Origin of the sequence: Faecalibacterium sp. BCRC 81149 (assembly GCF_022750605.1) — a bacterium.
Taxonomy (GTDB): Bacteria; Bacillota; Clostridia; order Oscillospirales; family Ruminococcaceae; genus Faecalibacterium; species Faecalibacterium duncaniae.
The window spans coordinates 31,184-49,921 of record NZ_QXJA01000009.1; the positions used below are offsets into that span (position 1 = coordinate 31,184).

Here is an 18,738-nt window from a genome sequence, read left to right on the forward strand (position 1 = left end):
ATGAATCATTCCAAAAATTCCGTCCGCAAGCTCACCATGCTGGCCCTGCTCACTGCCATGAGCATCGTGTTTGCCCGGGTGCTGAGCATTTCCACCGGCTTTGTCCGGTTCAACCTGGGCAGCCTGCCCACCCTGCTGGCCGCTGTGCTGTTCGGGCCGGTGGAGGGCTTTGCCGTGGGTGCAGTGGCCGATATGATCGGCGGCACCCTTTCCGGCTACGCCATCAATCCGCTGATCACGCTGGGGGCTGGCTCCATCGGCCTGACGGCGGGCCTTCTCTGGCGCGCCCTGCCCAACCTGCGGCTGGGCCTGCGCACCCAGATCAGCGTGTTTGCCGGCCATGCGGTGGGCTCCATTGTCATCAACTCGCTGGCACTCCACCTCTTCTATAACTATCCGTGGAGCGTGCTGGTGACCCGCATTCCCAACGCGCTGGTCCTGGCGGCGGTGAACACCGTGCTGGTGCGCCTGCTGCTGGAAAACAAAACGATCCGAGGCATTGCACAATGAACTATGAAGAAGCACTGAACTATATCCACGCCGTCCAGTGGGTGGGGCACAAGCCGGGCCTGACCCGCACCCGGACCCTGCTGGCCGCACTGGGGAACCCGCACAAGCAGCTGAGATTCATCCATGTGGCGGGCACCAACGGCAAGGGCAGCACGGCGGCCATGCTGGCCTCCTGCCTGCAGGCGGCGGGTTACCGGGTGGGCCTGTATACCTCGCCCTTTATCAACCGGTTCAACGAACGCATTCAGGTAAACGGCCAACAGATCCCGGACGAGGCGCTGGTGCGGCTGGTGGAGCGTGTGAAGCCCGCTGCCGATGCCATGACCGATATCCCCACCGAGTTCGAGATCATCACGGCGTTGGGGATGCTCTGGTTCGCTGAGACGAAATGCGACATCGTGGTGCTGGAGGTGGGCCTGGGCGGCACGCTGGATTCCACCAACGTCATCGACCCGCCGGAGTGCGCGGTCATCACGGCGCTGGGTATGGATCATGTGAAGGAGCTGGGCCCCACCCTGGCCGATATCGCGTCGGCCAAGGCGGGCATCATCAAGCCGGGCAGTCCGGTGGTGAGCTATGGCGGTGTGCCCGAGGCCGATGCCGTCATCGCCCGTGCGGCGGCAGAGCGGCACGCGCCGCTGACCGTGGTAGATCTCAGCAGGCTGACCATCGAGGACGGGGATCTGGATGCTGTCACCTTTGATTTTGACGGCCTGAACGGCATCCGCCTGCCCCTGATCGGCAGCTATCAGCCCCGGAACGCCGCCACGGCCATTACGGCCCTGCGGGTGCTGCGCAGCCGGGGCTGGAACATCCCGGACAGTGCCATCCGTGCCGGTCTGGAACAGGTGCGCTGGCCGGGCCGGTTCGAGCTGCTGCGGCATTCGCCCGCCTTTTTGCTGGATGGCAGCCACAACGCCCACGGAATGCGGGCCACCGTGCAGAGCCTGCGGGATCGCTTTCCGGGGCAGAAGTTCGTGTTCCTGCTCAGCATCATGGCGGATAAGGATGTGGACGAGATGCTGGCACTGCTCCTGCCGCTGGCCGGGCAGTTCGTCACCGTGGCGGCCCATACCCCCCGCGCCATGCCCGCCGAGACGCTGGCCGAACAGATCCGCGCCCGGGGCGGCAGGGCCGAGCCTGCTTCCACCATTGAAGCCGGTGTGGCCCGGGCGGTCGCCCTTGGGGGCACCGGCCCCGTGTGCGCGCTGGGCACGCTCTACTTCTCCGGCGATGTGCGGAAAGCGTTTGCAAAATTGAACCAGTAAAGAAGAGGGGCTGCGGCACACGGGAAAAACCGGTGCAGCAGCCCCCTTTTTGCGGATTGGCTTACAAAAAAATGCCCCGCTGTTTTGTGATGCACAGAACAGCGGGGCAATATCATTTATGGGGCGGGAATGTGCTCAGGAGATGCGCTTCGGCTCAGGCCTTGCCTGCGCAGCCGAACAGCTCGATCTTCTCCTTGCACTTGTCAACGATGGCCTGAGCGCCGGGAGCCAGCAGCTTGCGGGGGTCGAAGCCCTTGCCCTGCTGATCCTTGCCAGCCTCGATGTACTTGCGGGTGGCCTCAGCAAAGACCAGCTGGCACTCGGTGTTGATGTTGATCTTGGAAACGCCCAGGCTGATGGCCTTCTGGATCATCTCGTCGGGGATGCCGGTGCCGCCGTGCAGGACCAGAGGAATGTTGTTGGTAGCCTTGTGGATGCGGTCCAGAGCCTCAAAGTCCAGGCCCTTCCAGTTGGCGGGGTAAACGCCGTGGATGTTGCCGATGCCGGCAGCCAGGAAGTCGATGCCCAGATCGGTGATCTTTGCGCACTCAGCGGGGTCTGCGATCTCGCCAGCGCCCACAACGCCGTCCTCAACGCCGCCGATGGAGCCGACCTCGGCCTCGATGCTCAGGCCCTTGGAGTGTGCCAGAGCGACCAGCTCCTTGGTCTTTTCCACATTCTCCTCGATGGAGTAGTGGCTGCCGTCGAACATGATGGAGGAGAAGCCGGCCTCAACGCAGGCCTTGCAGCCCTCGTAGGTGCCGTGGTCCAGGTGCAGGGCAACGGGAACAGTGATGCCCATGGTCTCCACCATGGAGCTGACCATGGCGGCAACGGTCTTGAAGCCGGTCATGTATTTTCCTGCGCCCTCAGAGACACCCAGGATAACGGGGCTCTTCATTTCCTCGCAGGCGGTCAGGACTGCCTTGGTCCACTCCAGATTGTTGATGTTGAACTGGGGCACACCGTAGTGGCCATCGCGTGCCTTGATCAGCATTTCGGTTGCATTTACCAACATTATTCATTACCTCCGCAAAATCATTTTGGGGTGAAAAAGCCGTTTTGGATACAAGATTGCGCATCCTTTAACGAACCTAAGGGTAGTATACCCCAATTACAGGATAAAATCAAGGCGGTTCCCGCGGCGTTTTCAACACAAATTCACATTGGGCATTTTGATGTTGGAGATTCTGGCAAAAACCACTGGATCTCCCTTCAAAAATTGTCATAATTCCGACTTGAATTTTACAAAAAGTACGGCGGGAAGTTTGCATGTCGAACCTGGGAGGTTGAAAACTCGGTGGAAACTGTGGAATTCCACCTGGAAAGTGGGCGTACAAACTTGATTTTTGAACATTTTCCACCGGGTTTTCAACATGTGGAAAAATTTGAGCCGAATTACCGATTGTATAGCCTGCTGAATGTGGAAAACTTTTGCCTTCGGCAAACATTGCGAAGAATGCCGGGGTATGCTATACTTTAGAATGTATCAGTGTCAAAATATAGTAAAACTGAAACAGAACGAAACCATGGCGCGGCTCAAACGGCCCGCCTTGCCATAGAATGGAAGGAGAACACATCAATGGACGAACAGAAAATGCCGCGCCGCCCCCGCCGCAGCAGCACGGAGGAGCAGCCCAGGAATGAGAGCCTGGTCTACGGCAAAAACCCCGTGACCGAGCTGCTCAAGAGCGGTTCCGGCGTGGATACCGTGCTGATCGCGGAGGGCATGGCCCCCGCCGTGGCAGCTTACTATACCGCCATGGCCAAGGAGGCCGGGGCCACGGTCAAGCGGGTGCACCCCAACAAGCTGCGCCTGATGACCGGCACCGAGAGCCACCAGGGCGTGGCTGCCTTTGCCAGCGAGATCGAATATGTGACCGTGGAGGACCTGCTGAACGTTGCCAGAGAGAAGGGGGAGCCCCCTTTCCTGGTGCTGAGTGACGGCATCGAGGACCCCCATAATCTGGGCGCGGTGATGCGCTCTGCTCTGCTGTGCGGAGCCCACGGCATCGTCATCCCCAAGCGGGGCGGCGCGTCCGTGACCCCCACCGTTATCAAGTCCAGTGCCGGTGCGGCCGAGCGCCTGCCTGTGGCCCGCGTGGCCAACATCGGCGAGACCATCCGCCGCCTGAAGGATCAGGGGGTGTTCGTCTACTGTGCCGATATGGACGGCGTGCCCCTGCGCAAGAACAACCTGACCGGCCCCATCGCACTGGTGCTGGGCAGCGAGGGCAGCGGTGTATCCCAGCTGGTGAAAAAGCTCTGCGATGGTGTGGTGCGGCTGGATATGGCCGCTCAGGGCACCGGTGTGGACAGCTTCAATGTCTCGGTGGCGGCTGGCATCATCCTGTACGAGATCCAGAGCCAGCGCGCCGCAGAGTAAGAAACAGCGGCCAGACCGCCGTGACCAGAACAGGGAGGGACTAGGATGCCAAAGGATGATAAGCGCAAAGAGCTGACACAGGAAGAGATCGATGCGCAGAACGAGAAGTTCCGCACGTTTTTCAGCACCAGCGTGGCACAGGTGCCCGAAGAGATGAAGCGCCGCGATGAGGAAAAGGAGAGCACCGGCAGCCTGCTGGGCAAGCTCTTTCACCGCGAAAAGGACAAAGAGGAGCCTGCCGCCGCCCCGGCTGTGCAGAATGAGCTGCCGCCCACGGGTGAGATCGTGCTGGGCCATGAGGAAGAAGCCGAGGCCGGCCTGGAGCTGGCATTGGAGCCCGAAGAGCTGGAGGAAGCAGAGCCTGTGGCTCTGCCCACCGCGCCGGAAGCCCCCGCAGCGCCGAAGCCGGAACCCCGGCCCGCACCCCAGCCCGAGAAAAAGCCGGAGCCGCCCCGCCGCCGGGAACCCCTGACCCCGCAGGAGCAGCAGGAGGATGCAGAGATGGCCGAACTCAAGGCCATGCTCTATGGCACCCCCAAGCCCGCCCCGGTGGAGGAGGTGCAGGATGCCCCCGAAGAGGTGCTGGCCGTGGAGCCGGAAGCTCCCGCAGCGCCTGAGGGCCCGGCCATCCCCATGGTGTTTGCCGAGGATCAGTCGGTAAAGCAGGCGAAGTCTGCCCCGGAAGCCGCGCCAGAGGTTGAGCCGGAACCGGAAACGGCTTTCCAGTTCTTTGGCAAGGGCGCGGACGAGAACGAGCCGCAGGCCCCTACCCGCACCGAGGCCCCCAGCAAGGACGACAGCATGAGCCTGCCGCTGATGGGGCTGGAAGAGGACGAAGCACCCGCCCGGCCTGCCGCCCCGGCAGGGGAGGCCCCGGCCCAGCCTGCTGAGAAAGCGGCCCCTGCCGCGCCGGAGGCTGAGGAAAAGCCTGAAGAGGAAGCCGAGCCGGAAACGCCCGAGCAGGTGGGGGAGAAGCTCCGCCGGATGGGCGCGGAGCTGACGCTGCGGTGTGTGCTGGAGGGCATCCTTGCCGTGGTACTGCTCCACTTTGGCCTTGTTGCCGAGGGGCTGCTGGCCCCTGTGGCCTCCCTTGACCCCGTGATCGCCCCGGCGGCGTTCTATGCCGCCAACCTGCTCTTTCTGGCCGGTGCGCTGGTTGTGGGCTGGCCTGTCCTGCGGGATGGCCTGCAGGGCCTCAAGGGCCGCCCCAGTGCAGACACCATGCCGGCGCTGGCTGCCTGCGGTGCGCTGGTGCAGGCTGCGGTCGCCCTGCTCAACGCCCAGAGCTATCAGAACTCCAGCTGGACGCTGCTTTCCGGCGTGGCCGCACTGGGCCTGTTCCTGGCCCTGCTGGGCAGCCGTGTCCTGCTGACTGCCGTCAGAAACGGCTATGACCTTGCCGCCCGATCCCCTGAGGGGCTGCAGGGCGCATTCCGTGTCCGGGATAAGGACCTGATCCGGGTGCTGGCCCGGAGCCTGGATCAGAAAGACCCCTGGGTGCTGCTCAGCCGCCCTGTCCAGTGGGACGAGGCGCTGGTGGAGCAGAGCTTCGGGGAGCGCGCCAGTGAGCGCCGCGCCCGCAAGACGGCCCTGATCCTGCTGGGTGCCGCCGTGCTCAGCGGGCTGGTGTTCCTGCTGTTTGGCGGCGGGCCCAACGGCATGGCCGCAGCCCTGACCTCCATGCTCTGCATGGGTGCACCGCTGTCCTCCACCCTGGTTGCGGGCATCGCTTCTCTGCGCCTGCAAAAAAACGCAGCCGCCGCCGGTGCCGTGGTGCCCGGCTGGGCTGCCATTGAGGAGCTGGGCGGCGTGGATACTGTGCAGGTGGATGCCGACGAGCTCTTTACCGCCGACAGCGTGAATCTGGAGGATATCCGCATCTTCAAGGGCGGCCGCATCGACCGCGCCATCCTCTATGCGGCCAGCATCCTCAACCACAGCTGTGAGACCCTGCGGGGCCTGTTCCGCCAGATCATCGAGGACCGCACCGAGATCCTGTACCCTGTGAAGGATCTGGAGGTCCACCACGGCCTTGGCTTTGCTGCCTGGTGCGATAACAACCGGGTGCTCATCGGCAACCGGCTGTACATGGAGCGGGAGGGCGTGCCCCTGCCTGAGCAGGAGTACGAGGATGAGCACTCCCAGAACGGCGCGCTGCAGATCCTGTATCTGGCTGTTTCCGGAAGCCTGCACGCCATGTTCGTGCTCCATTATGTGGGCGGCCGCAACGCCGCCCGCGGTCTGGAGGTGCTGCAGCGGGAGAACATCCGCCTGCTGGTCACCTGTGAGGACCCCAGCCTGACGGCCCGCCACATCACCGAGGCTTACCATCTGCCCGAGGGGATGATCACTCTGCTGGATCAGGAGCAGTGCAGCGCGCTGACCCCTGCCCAGCCGGACGAGACCGCCCGCTGCTGTATGCTGCATGATAAAGGTTTTGCCAGCCTGATCGGCGGTCTGCGCGCGGCGGAAAAGGCCCAGAACGCCGAGACGAGCGCCACCACGGTGCAGATGGTCTCGGTCTGGTTCTCGGTGGTCATCGGTGCTCTGCTGACCTACGCAGGCAGCATCGGCACCCTGTCGGTGGCCGCTGTCCTGATGTATCAGGCGGCATGGAGCGCTTTGAGCATTGCGGTCTGCGCTCTGAAACAGCATAACTGAGAAATGTTCTTAAAATAAATAGGAATTATTCTTGATTTCAATTCGGAACTCTGGTATAATCAGTGCAGAAGGAACGCCCCGGCGGTCACCGGCGGCGAAATGATACACCGCACAAACAAAAGGAGAGCATGAATATGGAACTCAAGGGTACCAAGACCGAGAAAAACCTGTGGGAAGCCTTTGCAGGCGAGAGCCAGGCCCGCAACAAGTATACCTTCTTCGCCAGCGTGGCCAAGAAGGAGGGCTATGAGCAGCTGGCAGCGATCTTTGAGGAGACGGCTGCCAACGAGAAGGAGCACGCCAAGATGTGGTTCAAGGCCCTGAACGGCGGCTCCATCCCCGATACCATGACCTGCCTGGAAATGGCAGCCGGCGGCGAGCACGACGAGTGGACCGAGATGTACCCCCGGATGGCCGCAGAGGCCAAGGAAGAGGGCTTTACCCAGCTGGCTGCCCTGTTCACCATGGTGGCGCAGATCGAGAAAGAGCACGAGGAGCGCTACCGTGAGCTGGCCGAGAACCTGAAGAACGGCAAGGTTTTTGCCCGGGAAGAGCAGCAGGTCTGGCAGTGCCGGAACTGCGGCTACACCTATATCGGCAAGTCGGCTCCCCTGAAGTGCCCGGTCTGTGCACATCCCCAGAGCTACTTTGAGCTGAAAAAGCACAATTATTGATCCTGTCCGGAACGCCGCAGCTCCCACGCCGGGACTGCGGCGTTCTTTTTGCACAAAATTTTCCGGAAAAACTGGTATAGTCCACGAAATCGGGTGCGAAAGCACAGCACTTTGGGCGAAAAACTTGACCCACATTGGCCGGACGTGTAAAATAAATCAATAGTGAGAAAAATCATGGACGCGAAATTTTTCCATGTGTGCGGCATTCCTTTGATCCCATGGGATGAAACAAGGAGGGAAGTTCGACCCAATGAAATGGAAATTCCAAACCGCGGGGCGGCTTCTGGCCCTGCTGGCTCTGAGCGGGGCCCTGCTGGCTGCCCCTTTGCCCGCGCAGGCCGCGCCCGGTGTGCTGACAGGCCTGACCGGAACCGGCTCCAAGCTGGAACTGGAGCTGACCGAGATGGAGCTGGAGATCACCGATGATGACCCCCGCCCCAAGGGCTACCTGTACACCAGCGGACAGAGCGATTATTACTTCATCGTCTGGATGAGCAGCAACTCCAATGTTGCCACGGTGGATGGCGACGGCAAGGTGACGGGCCGCAATGCGGGCACTGCCATCATCACCGCCATCTCCGACCACGGCGAACGTGCCGCCTGCAAGGTGACCGTGACCCGCAAAAATGAAGAAGCAGCCAGAAAAAAGCCCACGCTGGACACCACCAGCCTGAGTCTTGTGCTGCAGTACAATGACCTGCACCCCACCCACCAGCTCCAGCTGACCAACAGCGATCACTCCTTCCTCTATGTCTACCAGTGGATGAGCAGCAACCCTGAGGTTGCCACAGTCAGCGACAAGGGCCTTGTCACGGCTCAGGCGGCGGGCACCACCACCATCACGGCAATGGTCTCCAACGGCCAGGCTTTGCGGTGCAGCGTCACGGTGACTTCGGATATCGGCAAGGTGACCTTGAACAAGAGTGACCTGCTGCTCCGCACCGTGGGCACCCAGGAGCGCCTGACGGCCACCGTTGCGGTGGAGGGCGGCGGCAGTGTGCCCATTACATGGGTCAGCAGCAACCCGGGTGTCGTTACCGTGGATGCGGATGGCGTGGTGACCGCCATTGCCGATGGAGAAGCCAAGGTCACGGCCCTTTCGCCCGCCGGACGCTTTGACGTGTGCAGCGTTGTGGTGGGCATGGCGGCGGAGAAGTACGAATCTGAAGCCGACCTTGCTGACGAGCTCAAGCTCCCTGACCCCTACGTTGCCGTACGGCTGAACAAACTGGCATAAAGAAAAAGCACCCGCCCATGGCTGTTTTTGACGGCTATGGGCGGTTTTTGCGTGTACGGAATCGGATACACTGGGAAAAACTTGCCGCAGAGGAATTTTTTGCAAAAAATATTTTGCGTTGCATGTTGTGGTGTACCTGACACATCCGGCCGCCTCCGGCAGGTGAAAAAGGACAAAATGGCCCGAATGTTGTTTAAGACAGGGGGCGGATGCCCCACGGAGTGGCAAAATCTCTGCAAAAAAGGCGGCTGTCCGGATTGAATGACACATTTAACAAAAATTTGACGTGAAGTGATTGAATTTGCAACTCTTGACAGAAGGCGGGACAAACCATTATCCTTTTATCAGAGGAAAGTATTTTATGTCGCCAGACGTTGGAATGCCTGGTGGACAAGTGTGTGTCAGGAGGGAAAGAATATGACCAACTACCGGAACCGAATCGGGGAAGCCATTGCCTTTGCCCGGAACGTGGCGGGCAGATCCCAGCAGGAGCTTGCGGATATGCTGGGGCGGGACAAGCGTACCATTCAGAAATGGGAGCGGGGCGAGATCCGCATTGCGCTGGAGGATTATCTGGATGTATTCGATACTCTGCACCTGCCGGTGGGGCCCTATGAAATGTGGATCCGGCATCCGGAACTCTTTCCGCGCGGCATGGAGGATATCAAGGGCTTCAGCACCGAAAAGAAGCGGAGGACACTGGCGGATTATTATCTGCATCAGGCTGCACCGCTGGAGATCGAGCAGGAGTATTACATCCTGTTCGGCGACCACGGCAGCAACAGCTGCGGCATCCGGCAGGAGCTGCTGGCCAACCTGCAGACTCCGCTCCGTGACCGCAAACGGATCGTGAACCAGATCATCGACAACTACTATGAGGCCCGGGCCATCGGACATCTGACCGACCCGGAGGGCCAGCAGCCAGTGATGCCCATTCTGGAAGCCTGTTACGATGCCAGTGCACGGAGCGTGGAAGCCAACGAGAACCGGTACAGCATCGGCAGCATCGAGGACTATCTGGACGATGCGGAGGAACCGGCAGAAGAGTGAACCGAACAGCAGACGGCCATGTGCAGCCGCCTGCTGTTTCTGCGTTCGGCTGCCTGCGGGAAAATATTGTGAAATTTGCGGATTCCTGCTATACTTATCCTATTGATGAAAAAGAAGGGTGAGATAAATGGCATACAACATGGGCGGTCGGCGCTTCCGGCCGGTGGGCAGCGGAAAAAAGCGGACTGCGCCGCAGTACGGGCCGGTGGGCACAGGCTGCCCGTTTGTGGAGGAGGCCGTGGCGCGGCTGTACCGGGAGCAGAACGAGGAACATTTCTGGAGCCTGATGAACGCCCTGAACTATGCGCTGGAATTGCAGACCAAGGTACTGGTGCCGCTGGATGCGGCGGTGGACCCCCAGAGCGGGGCCGCCCCCTGGGCGCATCTGCCCATCCCGGAGGAGCGGGCCGAGGGCCTGCCGCCCTGGCTGCTCCACGCCCGGAAAGAGCGGCACTATCTGCCGCTGTTCACCTCGGTAAAGAACGCCGAGGCGGAAAAGGCCAGCGCAACCCGCCCCATGGTGGAGCGCAGCCTGCGCAGCGCCATGGAGTATGCGCTGGAAACGGACGGCATCGATGGTGTGGTGCTGGACCCGTGGACAAGCTCTGCCACGCTGGATGTCTCCCTGCTCAGCGGGCTGCTGAAATCGGAGCGGGGGAGCGACAACCCCGGCGCTCAGGAGCTGGAAGCCGGGCACGCCGCCGCCCGGGCCGGGGATTGGCCGGAGGCAGCGGCCCGCTACACTGCCGCCGCCGAGGCGGGCAGCGCAGAGGCGCTTTCTGCCCTGGGGGACTGCCTGTATTATGGCCGGGGTACCCGGAAGAATAAGACCCAGGCCCGGCGGATGTGGAAAAAGGCCGCACAGGCCGGGGAGGTGCAGGCCATGATCGCCCTGGGGGATGACTGTGCCGCATCGGGCGGGGAGATGGCGGAGACCCTGCAATACTACCGCCGCGCCCAGAACGCTGCCCGGGAGGTGCCGGACATCGCCTACACCCCGCAGGTCTGCCTGCGTCTTGCCCAGTACGAGACCCAGTACCTCTCCCGCAAAAAGGCGCTGCTGCAGGTGGCCGAAGCCGTGCAGGGCTTTCGGATCCTGCAGGCCGAGGGCGAAACGGATGCTGCCGACTGGCTGCGGGAGGCTGAACTGCTGACCGATCAGCTGCTGGCCGACGATAAAAACGCCTGAAACACAGTTTCTTTACATTTGTTCTAAGAAATCGTCATAGGAAACCGGTAAGATATTCAAGGAAATATTCTGCGCCGAAGAAAAGAGGACAAGCACTATGAGCAAAGTGATCGGAATCGACCTTGGCACCACCAACTCCTGCGTGGCGGTGGTGGAGGGCGGCAAGCCTGTGGTCATCACCAACGCCGAAGGCGAGCGCACCACCCCCAGCGTGGTGGCCTTTACCAAGGATGGCGAGCGTCTGGTGGGCGGCGCGGCAAAGCGCCAGATCGCTACAAACTCCGGCCGCACGGTGTCCAGCATCAAGCGGCACATGGGTTCTGATCACCGGGTGCATATCGATGGCAGAGACCTGACCCCGCAGGAGATCAGCGCCATGATCCTGACCAAGATCCGCCGCGATGCCGAGAGCTATCTGGGCGAGCCGGTGACCGAGGCCGTCATCACCGTGCCTGCCTATTTTGACGACAGCCAGCGCAAGGCCACTCAGGACGCGGGCCGCATTGCGGGCCTGAATGTTCTGCGCATCATCAACGAGCCCACCGCCGCCGCGGTGGCCTATGGCCTGGACAACGAAGCTCCCCAGAAGATCCTGGTCTACGATCTGGGCGGCGGCACCTTTGATGTTTCGATCATCGAGATCGAGGACGGCACCTTTACGGTGCTGGCCACCGGCGGCGATACCCATCTGGGCGGCGATGACTTTGACGAGCGCATCGTTGAGTGGGCTGTGGCGGAGTTCCGCAGATCTGACCGCATCGATCTGACCAAGGACCCCGCCGCCATGGGCCGCCTGAAGGAGGAGGCGGAAAAGGCCAAGAAGGAGCTTTCCAGCGCGCTTTCCGCCCAGCTGAACCTGCCGTTTATCGCGGTGGGCAAGGATGGCCCCCACCATCTGGATCTGAGCCTGGGCCGCCCCCAGTTTGAGATGATGACCGGTGACCTGCTGGCCCGCACCGTTCAGCCGGTGCAGAACGCCCTGCGGGATGCCGGGATTTCCGCCAGCCAGCTGGGCAAAGTCCTGCTGGTGGGCGGCAGCACCCGGATGCCCGCTGTGGAGCGGCAGGTCCGGGAGCTGCTGGGCTGTGAGCCCAGCCACACCCTGAACCCCGATGAATGCGTGGCCATGGGTGCCGCCGTGCAGGGCGGCCTGCTGCAGGGCGGCGGAAAGCTGGCCGGTGCCACCGGTGCGGCCGCGCAGGGCCTTGTGCTGATGGATGTCACCCCGCTGACGCTGTCCATTGAGACGCTGGGCGGCGTGGCCACCCCCCTCATCACCCGCAACAGTATGATTCCCACCCGCAAGAGCCAGATCTTTACCACGGCCCGCCCCATGCAGACCAGCGTGGAGATCAACGTGCTGCAGGGCGAACGCCACTTTGCCCGCGACAACAAGAGCCTGGGCAAATTCAAGCTCACCGGCATCCGCTCCGGCTTCTCCTCCAAGCCCCAGATCGAGGTCACCTTTGACATTGATGTGAACGGCGTGGTCAAGGTGTCTGCAAAGGATCTGGGCACCGGTCGGGAGCAGAACATCACCATCACCGGCAGCACCAATCTTTCTGAGAACGAGATCCAGCGCGCCATGGCCGATGCCGCCGCCTACGAGGAGGAGGATACCCGCCGCAGGGAGCGGCTGGAGCTCCACAATCAGGCCGAGATGCTGGCTTACAAGGTGGATGAGGCCCTCTCCAAGTGCAAAAAGGAGCTGGACAAGGACGAGAAGAACCGAGTCAAGAACGACCTTGCCGGCCTGCGCCGCTGCCTGCGCAAGGATAAGCCCGAAAAGATGAACGAGACCGAGGAAGCGAACCTCCGTCAGGCAAAATCCCAACTGGAAGCCAGCGCCAACCACCTGATGGTGCTGTACAGCACGGAGCAGGATGCCGGCCAGCAGTAAGCGGGCATTTCCCTACTGAAAAACTTCGTTGAAAGGGTTGACAAACCCGGAAGAGTGGGGTATTATGTATGCAATATCACAAAAATGGCTGTGAAGAGAAGAGTAGGTTTTCGCATTGATCCTTCCAGAGAGCCCGGGCGGTGGAAAAGGGCAGGAAACAGGGAACTGAAAATGGTCTCGGAGCCGCGGGGGCGAAGTGCAAGAGTGCTAAGCCTGCGACGGGAACGCCCGTTACAGCGTCCGGTTGTCGCGTTGCAAAACGCCGCAGCAGTGAGGCTGTCTCTGTGAGGAGGCAGTAAACCAAGGTGGTACCACGGAAGTTTTACGCTTTCGTCCTTGTGGGTGTATGCCCGCTGAGGACGGAAGCGTTTTTATTTTGCTTCCGGTGCAAAGGGTGCGGATTGTGCCGCACCGCACAAAAATATTTTTGTAAAAGTAGAGAGGGAAAACAAAATGTCTAAGATCACTCGTCGTAATTTTCTGAAAGTATCCGGCGTGGCCGCTGCTGCCGCTGCCCTGACCGCCTGCGGCGGCTCTTCCTCCACCGCAAGCTCCGCCGCTTCCGGCGCTGCATCCTCTGAGGCTGCCTCCACCGCTGCCAAGCTGGACAAGATCAAGGTCGCTGTTCCCAACGACACCACCAACGAGGCCCGCGCTCTGACCCTGCTGGAGAAGAACGGCTTCTTCAAGCTGAAGGCAGATGCAGGCCTGACCGCCACCAAGAACGACATCGAGGAGAACCCCCTGAACGTCAATGTGGACGAGGTCGAGGCTGCTCAGGTGCCCAACGTCCTGCAGGATGAGGACTACGCTGTCATCAACTCCAACTACGCCATCTCCGCCGGTCTGGACCCCATGACCGACGCTCTGGCCATGGAGGATGGCACCTCTGCCTACGTCAACGTTCTGGTCTGCAAGGAAGGCAATGAGGAGGAGCCCAAGATCAAGGCTCTGGTCGCTGCCCTGCAGAGCCAGCAGGTCAAGGACTTTATGACCGAGAGCTACGGCGGCGCTGTGGTCTCTGTTGTGGAAGACCCCACCGACGGCTATGATCCTTCCATCGATTATGACGCACTGAACGGTGAGACTGTCAGCTGCGCTGCCACCCCCGCCCCCCACTGCGAGATCCTGGAGGTCTGCAAGCAGATCTTGGCCGACAAGGGCATTACGCTGGACATCCAGGAGTACGATGACTATGTGATCCCCAACACCATCGTTGAGGATGGCCAGTGCGACACCAACTACTTCCAGCATCAGCCCTACCTGGACAACTTCAATGAGGAGAAGGGCACCCACCTGGTCTCCGTTGCCGGGATCCACGTTGAACCCATGGGCATCTACGGCGGCAAGCAGAGCGATCTGAGCCCGATCGAGGGTTAAGCGAACTCCCCCAGTCACCTTGCGGTGACAGCCCCCTCGGGGAGGGGGCCTTTGCCTGACCGTTCTGTTTCAGGCTCCCTCCATGAGGGAGCTGGCAAACCCGCAAGGGTTTGACTGAAGGAGTTTATTCAACAGCAAGGAGCAATTTCTGTGATCGAGATCAAACACCTTTCCAAGACCTTCCAGATGAAGGACGGCGCAGTGAATGCGCTGAAGGACATCAGCCTGACCATCCCGGATGGTTCGATTTACGGCATCATCGGCATGTCCGGCGCGGGCAAATCCACGCTGGTGCGCTGCATCAACCTGCTGGAGCGCCCCACCGAGGGCAGCGTGGTCATTGACGGCGTGGAGATGGAAAAGCTCACGCCCGCCCAGCTGCGCCAGCGCCGCCGGGAGATCACGATGATCTTCCAGCAGTTCAACCTGCTGATGCAGCGCAGCTGCCTGAAGAACATCTGCTTCCCCATGGAGCTGGCAGGTGTGAAGAAAGAGGAAGCCGAAAAGCGCGCCAAGGAGCTGCTGGAAATGGTGGGCCTGCCCGATAAGGCCAACGCCTACCCGGCCCAGCTCTCCGGCGGCCAGAAGCAGCGCATTGCCATTGCCCGCGCACTGGCAACTGACCCCAAGGTCCTGCTCTGTGATGAGGCCACCAGCGCGCTGGACCCCAACACCACCCACTCCATCCTGACCCTGATCAAGGACATCAACCGGAAGCTGGGCATCACGGTGGTGGTCATCACCCATCAGATGAGCGTTGTGGAGGAAATCTGCGATCACGTTGCCATTCTGGACGGCGGCGTTGTGGTGGAACAGGGCGAGGTGAAGGAGATCTTCGCCAACCCCAAGACCGCCGCGGCAAAGCGTCTGGTGGCTCCCAACGGCGGCAGCGCAGCCCGCGACCTGTCCAGCTTTGCGCCGGACGATCATGTGGTGCGTGTGACCTTCAACGGTTCTTCCGCCGCAAAACCGCTGGTGGCAAGTCTTGCCGCCGAAAAGGGCATTCTGGTGTCGGTGCTCAGCGCCGATACCCGCGATCTGAGCGGCCAGTGCTACGGCTCCATGCTGCTCAAGCTGCCCGCTGATCTGGACGAAGCAAAACAGGCTGCTGCTTACATGCGGGCACAGCCCGGCATTACGGTGGAGGAGGTGACCGGAGAATGACCATTGCAGATTATGGCTTTGCCATCTGGGAGACCTTCTATGTGACGGTGCTCTCCACCGCGTTCTCTCTGGTCATCGGCCTGCCGCTGGGCGTGCTGCTGGTGGCCGGTGATAAGGACGGCATTCTGCCCCTGCCCGGCTGGCTGATGCACCTGCTGAATATCATCATCAACATCCTGCGCAGTGTGCCTTTCCTGATCTTGATGATCTGCGTTTTTCCGCTGACCCGTATCATCGTGGGCACCACCGTAGGCACCAAGGCCACCATCGTCCCGCTGGTGGTCGCGGCCTTCCCGTTTGTGGCGCGTCTGGTGGAGACCAGCCTGCGCGAGCTGGATGAGGGTGTGGTGGAAGCCGCCCAGAGCATGGGTGCGACCCCATTCCAGATCATCACCAAGGTAATGATCCCCGAGTGCCTGCCCGGCCTGATCTCCAGCATGACCACGGCCCTGACCACCATTCTGGGCTACTCGGCCATGTCCGGTGTCATCGGCGGCGGCGGCCTGGGCAAGATCGCCCTTTCCTACGGCTACTACCGCTACCAGACCAACATTATGATCGTCTGCGTCATCCTGCTGGTGCTGCTGGTGCAGATCTTCCAGACCGTTGGCACCTTCTGGGCCACCAGAAGCGATAAGCGGCTGAGGAAGTAACTCCTTCAGTCGCACTTCGTGCGCCAGCTCCCTCGGAGAGGGAACCTTAAAGCCTCCCTCTTTGAGGGAGGTGGCAAAGCCGAAAGGCTTTGACGGAAGGAGTTCTCTCCTCATTTCGTCCCGGACGGGAAGTAAAATTCAACGTTTCAATTCCCCGCCGGAGGCATGTGCTCCTGCGGGGAATTGTGCTATTCGGACAAACCCAGTAAAGGAGTATGTTGCAATGAACCGTGATACCATCTGTGTGCAGGGCGGTTATACGCCCGGCAATGGCGAGCCCCGCCAGATCCCCATCATCCAGTCCACCACCTTCAAATATGCCACCAGCGAGGATATGGGCAAGCTGTTCGACCTGGAAGCCGACGGCTACTTCTACTCCCGCCTGCAGAACCCCACCTGTGACCTTGTGGCCAAGAAAATCTGCGAGCTGGAGGGCGGCACTGCCGCCATGCTGACCTCCAGCGGTCAGGCAGCCAACTTCTTTGCCCTGTTCAACCTCTGCGAGGCCGGTGACCATATCGTGGCATCCAGCACCATCTACGGCGGCACCTTCAACCTCATTTCTGTCACCATGAAGAAGATGGGCATTGAGGCCACCTTTGTGGACCCGCTGTGCACCGAGGAGGAGCTGAACGCCGCTTTCCGGCCCAACACCAAGGTGGTGTTCGGCGAGACCATTGCCAACCCCGCCCTGACCGTGCTGGATATCGAGAAATTTGCCAAGGCTGCTCATGCCCACGGCGTGCCCCTGATCGTGGACAACACCTTTCCCACGCCGGTCAACTGCCGCCCCTTTGAGTGGGGTGCGGATATCGTGACCCACTCCACCACCAAGTACATGGACGGCCACGGCGCAGTGCTGGGCGGTGCCATTGTGGACGGCGGCAAGTTCGACTGGATGGCCCACGCCGAGAAGTTCCCCGGCCTGTGCACCCCGGACGACAGCTACCACGGCATCACTTACGCCGAGCGCTTCGGCAAAGAGGGTGCCTTTATCACCAAGGCAACGGCTCAGCTGATGCGGGACTTCGGCTCCATGCAGTCCCCGATGAATGCCTATATGCTGAACCTCGGCCTGGAAAGCCTGCATGTCCGGATGCAGCGCCACTGCGCCAACGGCATGGCCGTGGCAAAGTTTCTCGAAAGCCATCCCAAGGTGGCCTATGTGAATTACTGCGGCCTGGAGTCCAGCCCCTACCACGCACTGGCTGAAAAGTATCTGCCCAATGGCAGCTGCGGCGTGGTCAGCTTTGGTCTGGCCGGCGGCCGCGAAGCCGCCAGCACCTTTATGAAGGAGCTCAAGCTGGCCGCCATTGAGACCCATGTGGCCGATGCCCGCACCTGCTGCCTGAACCCGGCTTCCAGCACCCACCGCCAGATGAACGATGAGCAGCTGAAAGCCGCCGGTGTGCCCGCAGAGCTGGTGCGCATGAGCTGCGGTCTGGAAAGCGCCGAGGATCTGATCGCAGATATCGCACAGGCTTTGGATAAAATTTAACGGTCTCGCCCTCTCAGTCACCTGCGGTGACAGCTCTCCCAAGGGGAGAGCCAATTGCGGCCCATGGTCAGCAGATGCTGAACCTGGGAGATGCGCTGCCTCCCCCTTTGGGGGAGGTGGCATTGCAGAGCAATGACGGAGAGGGCAAGCCATCTAAAGGAGTAACCATCTATGCCCCTCATCATCCCGAAAACGCTCCCCGCCTACGATGCCCTGTACGAGGAAAACGTCTTTGTCATGCACCGGGAGCGGGCAGCGTCCCAGCATATCCGCCCGCTGGAGATCCTGATCCTGAACCTGATGCCCACCAAGATCGCCACCGAGACCCAGATCGCCAGGCTGCTGGCCAACACGCCGCTGCAGGTGCACATGACCCTGCTGCAAACGGTCAGCCATGAGGCAACGCACGTCTCCGCGGCCCATCTGGAGGCCTTTTATAAGACCTTTGACGAGGTGAAGCATAACCGCTACGACGGCATGATCATCACCGGCGCTCCGGTGGAGACCATGGACTTTGAGCAGGTGGATTACTGGCCGGAGTTGTGCGAGATCATGGATTTCAGCGAGACGAACGTCTATTCCACCCTGCATGTCTGCTGGGGCGCGCAGGCGGGCCTGTACTACCACTACGGCATCCGCAAGGAGCTGCTGCCTGCCAAGATGTTCGGTGTGTTCGAGCACCGGGTCATCCGGCCCTCCAACCCACTGGTGCGCGGCTTTGATGAGGTGTTCTATGCCCCCCACAGCCGCCACACCGCCATGAGCCGGGAGGATATCGACCACTGCAGTGCGCTGCGCATCCTTGCCGAGAGCGATGAGGCAGGGCCTTTCCTGATGAGCACCGAGAACGGCCGGCAGATCTTTGTCATCGGCCACCCGGAGTACGACAAATACACGCTGGATGCGGAGTATAAGCGGGATGTGGCCAAGGGTCTGCCCATTGCAGTGCCCAAAAACTACTACCCCAACGATGACCCCAGCCAGCCGCCGCTCTTCCGCTGGCGCGCCCACGCCCATCTACTGTATGAAAACTGGCTGAACTACTACGTCTACCAGAACACCCCCTATGATCTGGGGGAGATGCAGCGCGTGAAGCACTCTGAGGGGTGACCCCCTTCAACCGCCTGCGGCGATAGCTCCCCCATGGGGAAGCCGGGTTTACGCACGA

15 protein-coding genes and 1 other annotated feature are annotated in these 18,738 nt (G+C 61.1%); of the genes, 14 read left to right on the forward strand and 1 reads right to left on the reverse strand.

All coding sequences use genetic code 11. From position 1 onward, the window contains the following. Positions 1-510 carry a folate family ECF transporter S component gene (locus tag D3F01_RS10530; protein ID WP_242888571.1) on the forward strand — a complete coding sequence of 170 codons (510 nt, stop codon included), beginning with the start codon at positions 1-3 and terminating at the stop codon, positions 508-510. Then, positions 507-1,778 (forward strand): folylpolyglutamate synthase/dihydrofolate synthase family protein, encoded by a 1,272-nt coding sequence (locus D3F01_RS10535; RefSeq protein ID WP_242888573.1) that lies wholly within the window; start codon positions 507-509, stop codon positions 1,776-1,778. Before D3F01_RS10530 ends, D3F01_RS10535 begins: the two co-directional genes overlap by 4 nt. A 154-nt stretch (positions 1,779-1,932) precedes the next feature. Here D3F01_RS10535 and fba read toward each other — a convergent pair whose 3' ends face one another. Further along, positions 1,933-2,796 carry a class II fructose-1,6-bisphosphate aldolase gene (gene fba, locus D3F01_RS10540; protein WP_097771599.1) on the reverse strand — a complete coding sequence of 288 codons (864 nt, stop codon included), beginning with the start codon at positions 2,794-2,796 and terminating at the stop codon, positions 1,933-1,935. A 564-nt stretch (positions 2,797-3,360) separates the two neighbouring features. Between fba and rlmB the strand changes: the two genes are divergently transcribed. The 12 genes from rlmB to metA all read left to right on the forward strand — a co-directional run bounded on the left by rlmB (position 3,361) and on the right by metA (position 18,680). Beyond that, positions 3,361-4,164: a 23S rRNA (guanosine(2251)-2'-O)-methyltransferase RlmB gene (gene rlmB / locus D3F01_RS10545; protein WP_097771600.1), complete on the forward strand. Its 804-nt coding sequence runs from the start codon at positions 3,361-3,363 to the stop codon at positions 4,162-4,164. 45 nt (positions 4,165-4,209) lie between these two features. Next, positions 4,210-6,825: a cell envelope biogenesis protein OmpA gene (locus D3F01_RS10550; RefSeq protein ID WP_242888575.1), complete on the forward strand. Its 2,616-nt coding sequence runs from the start codon at positions 4,210-4,212 to the stop codon at positions 6,823-6,825. Positions 6,826-6,959: 134 nt separating this feature from the next. Further along, a complete protein-coding gene (rbr, locus tag D3F01_RS10555; protein ID WP_242888581.1) occupies positions 6,960-7,499 on the forward strand; it encodes a rubrerythrin in 540 nt (179 codons plus the stop codon). A 250-nt stretch (positions 7,500-7,749) separates the two neighbouring features. Continuing rightward, positions 7,750-8,736: an Ig-like domain-containing protein gene (locus D3F01_RS10560; protein WP_035394831.1), complete on the forward strand. Its 987-nt coding sequence runs from the start codon at positions 7,750-7,752 to the stop codon at positions 8,734-8,736. A gap of 417 nt (positions 8,737-9,153) precedes the next feature. Then, on the forward strand, positions 9,154-9,786 hold the full coding sequence (locus tag D3F01_RS10565) for a helix-turn-helix transcriptional regulator (RefSeq protein WP_242888584.1): 633 nt from the start codon (positions 9,154-9,156) through the stop codon (positions 9,784-9,786). A gap of 127 nt (positions 9,787-9,913) precedes the next feature. Continuing rightward, on the forward strand, positions 9,914-10,975 hold the full coding sequence (locus D3F01_RS10570; protein WP_242888586.1) for an SseB family protein: 1,062 nt from the start codon (positions 9,914-9,916) through the stop codon (positions 10,973-10,975). A gap of 97 nt (positions 10,976-11,072) precedes the next feature. After that, positions 11,073-12,875 (forward strand): molecular chaperone DnaK, encoded by a 1,803-nt coding sequence (gene dnaK, locus D3F01_RS10575; protein WP_242888588.1) that lies wholly within the window; start codon positions 11,073-11,075, stop codon positions 12,873-12,875. 81 nt (positions 12,876-12,956) lie between these two features. Then, positions 12,957-13,216, forward strand: a binding site (T-box leader). Between the two features lie 112 nt (positions 13,217-13,328). Further along, positions 13,329-14,255 carry a MetQ/NlpA family ABC transporter substrate-binding protein gene (locus D3F01_RS10580; RefSeq protein WP_035394877.1) on the forward strand — a complete coding sequence of 309 codons (927 nt, stop codon included), beginning with the start codon at positions 13,329-13,331 and terminating at the stop codon, positions 14,253-14,255. Between the two features lie 150 nt (positions 14,256-14,405). Further along, positions 14,406-15,419: an ATP-binding cassette domain-containing protein gene (locus D3F01_RS10585; RefSeq protein WP_097771606.1), complete on the forward strand. Its 1,014-nt coding sequence runs from the start codon at positions 14,406-14,408 to the stop codon at positions 15,417-15,419. After that, positions 15,416-16,072 carry a methionine ABC transporter permease gene (locus tag D3F01_RS10590; RefSeq protein ID WP_097771607.1) on the forward strand — a complete coding sequence of 219 codons (657 nt, stop codon included), beginning with the start codon at positions 15,416-15,418 and terminating at the stop codon, positions 16,070-16,072. The genes D3F01_RS10585 and D3F01_RS10590 overlap by 4 nt, the downstream gene beginning before the upstream one ends. Before the next feature lie 223 nt (positions 16,073-16,295). Then, positions 16,296-17,570 (forward strand): O-acetylhomoserine aminocarboxypropyltransferase/cysteine synthase family protein, encoded by a 1,275-nt coding sequence (locus D3F01_RS10595; protein WP_097771608.1) that lies wholly within the window; start codon positions 16,296-16,298, stop codon positions 17,568-17,570. A gap of 171 nt (positions 17,571-17,741) precedes the next feature. Further along, a complete protein-coding gene (metA, locus tag D3F01_RS10600) occupies positions 17,742-18,680 on the forward strand; it encodes a homoserine O-succinyltransferase (protein WP_005935244.1) in 939 nt (312 codons plus the stop codon). Positions 18,681-18,738: the final 58 nt, after the last annotated feature.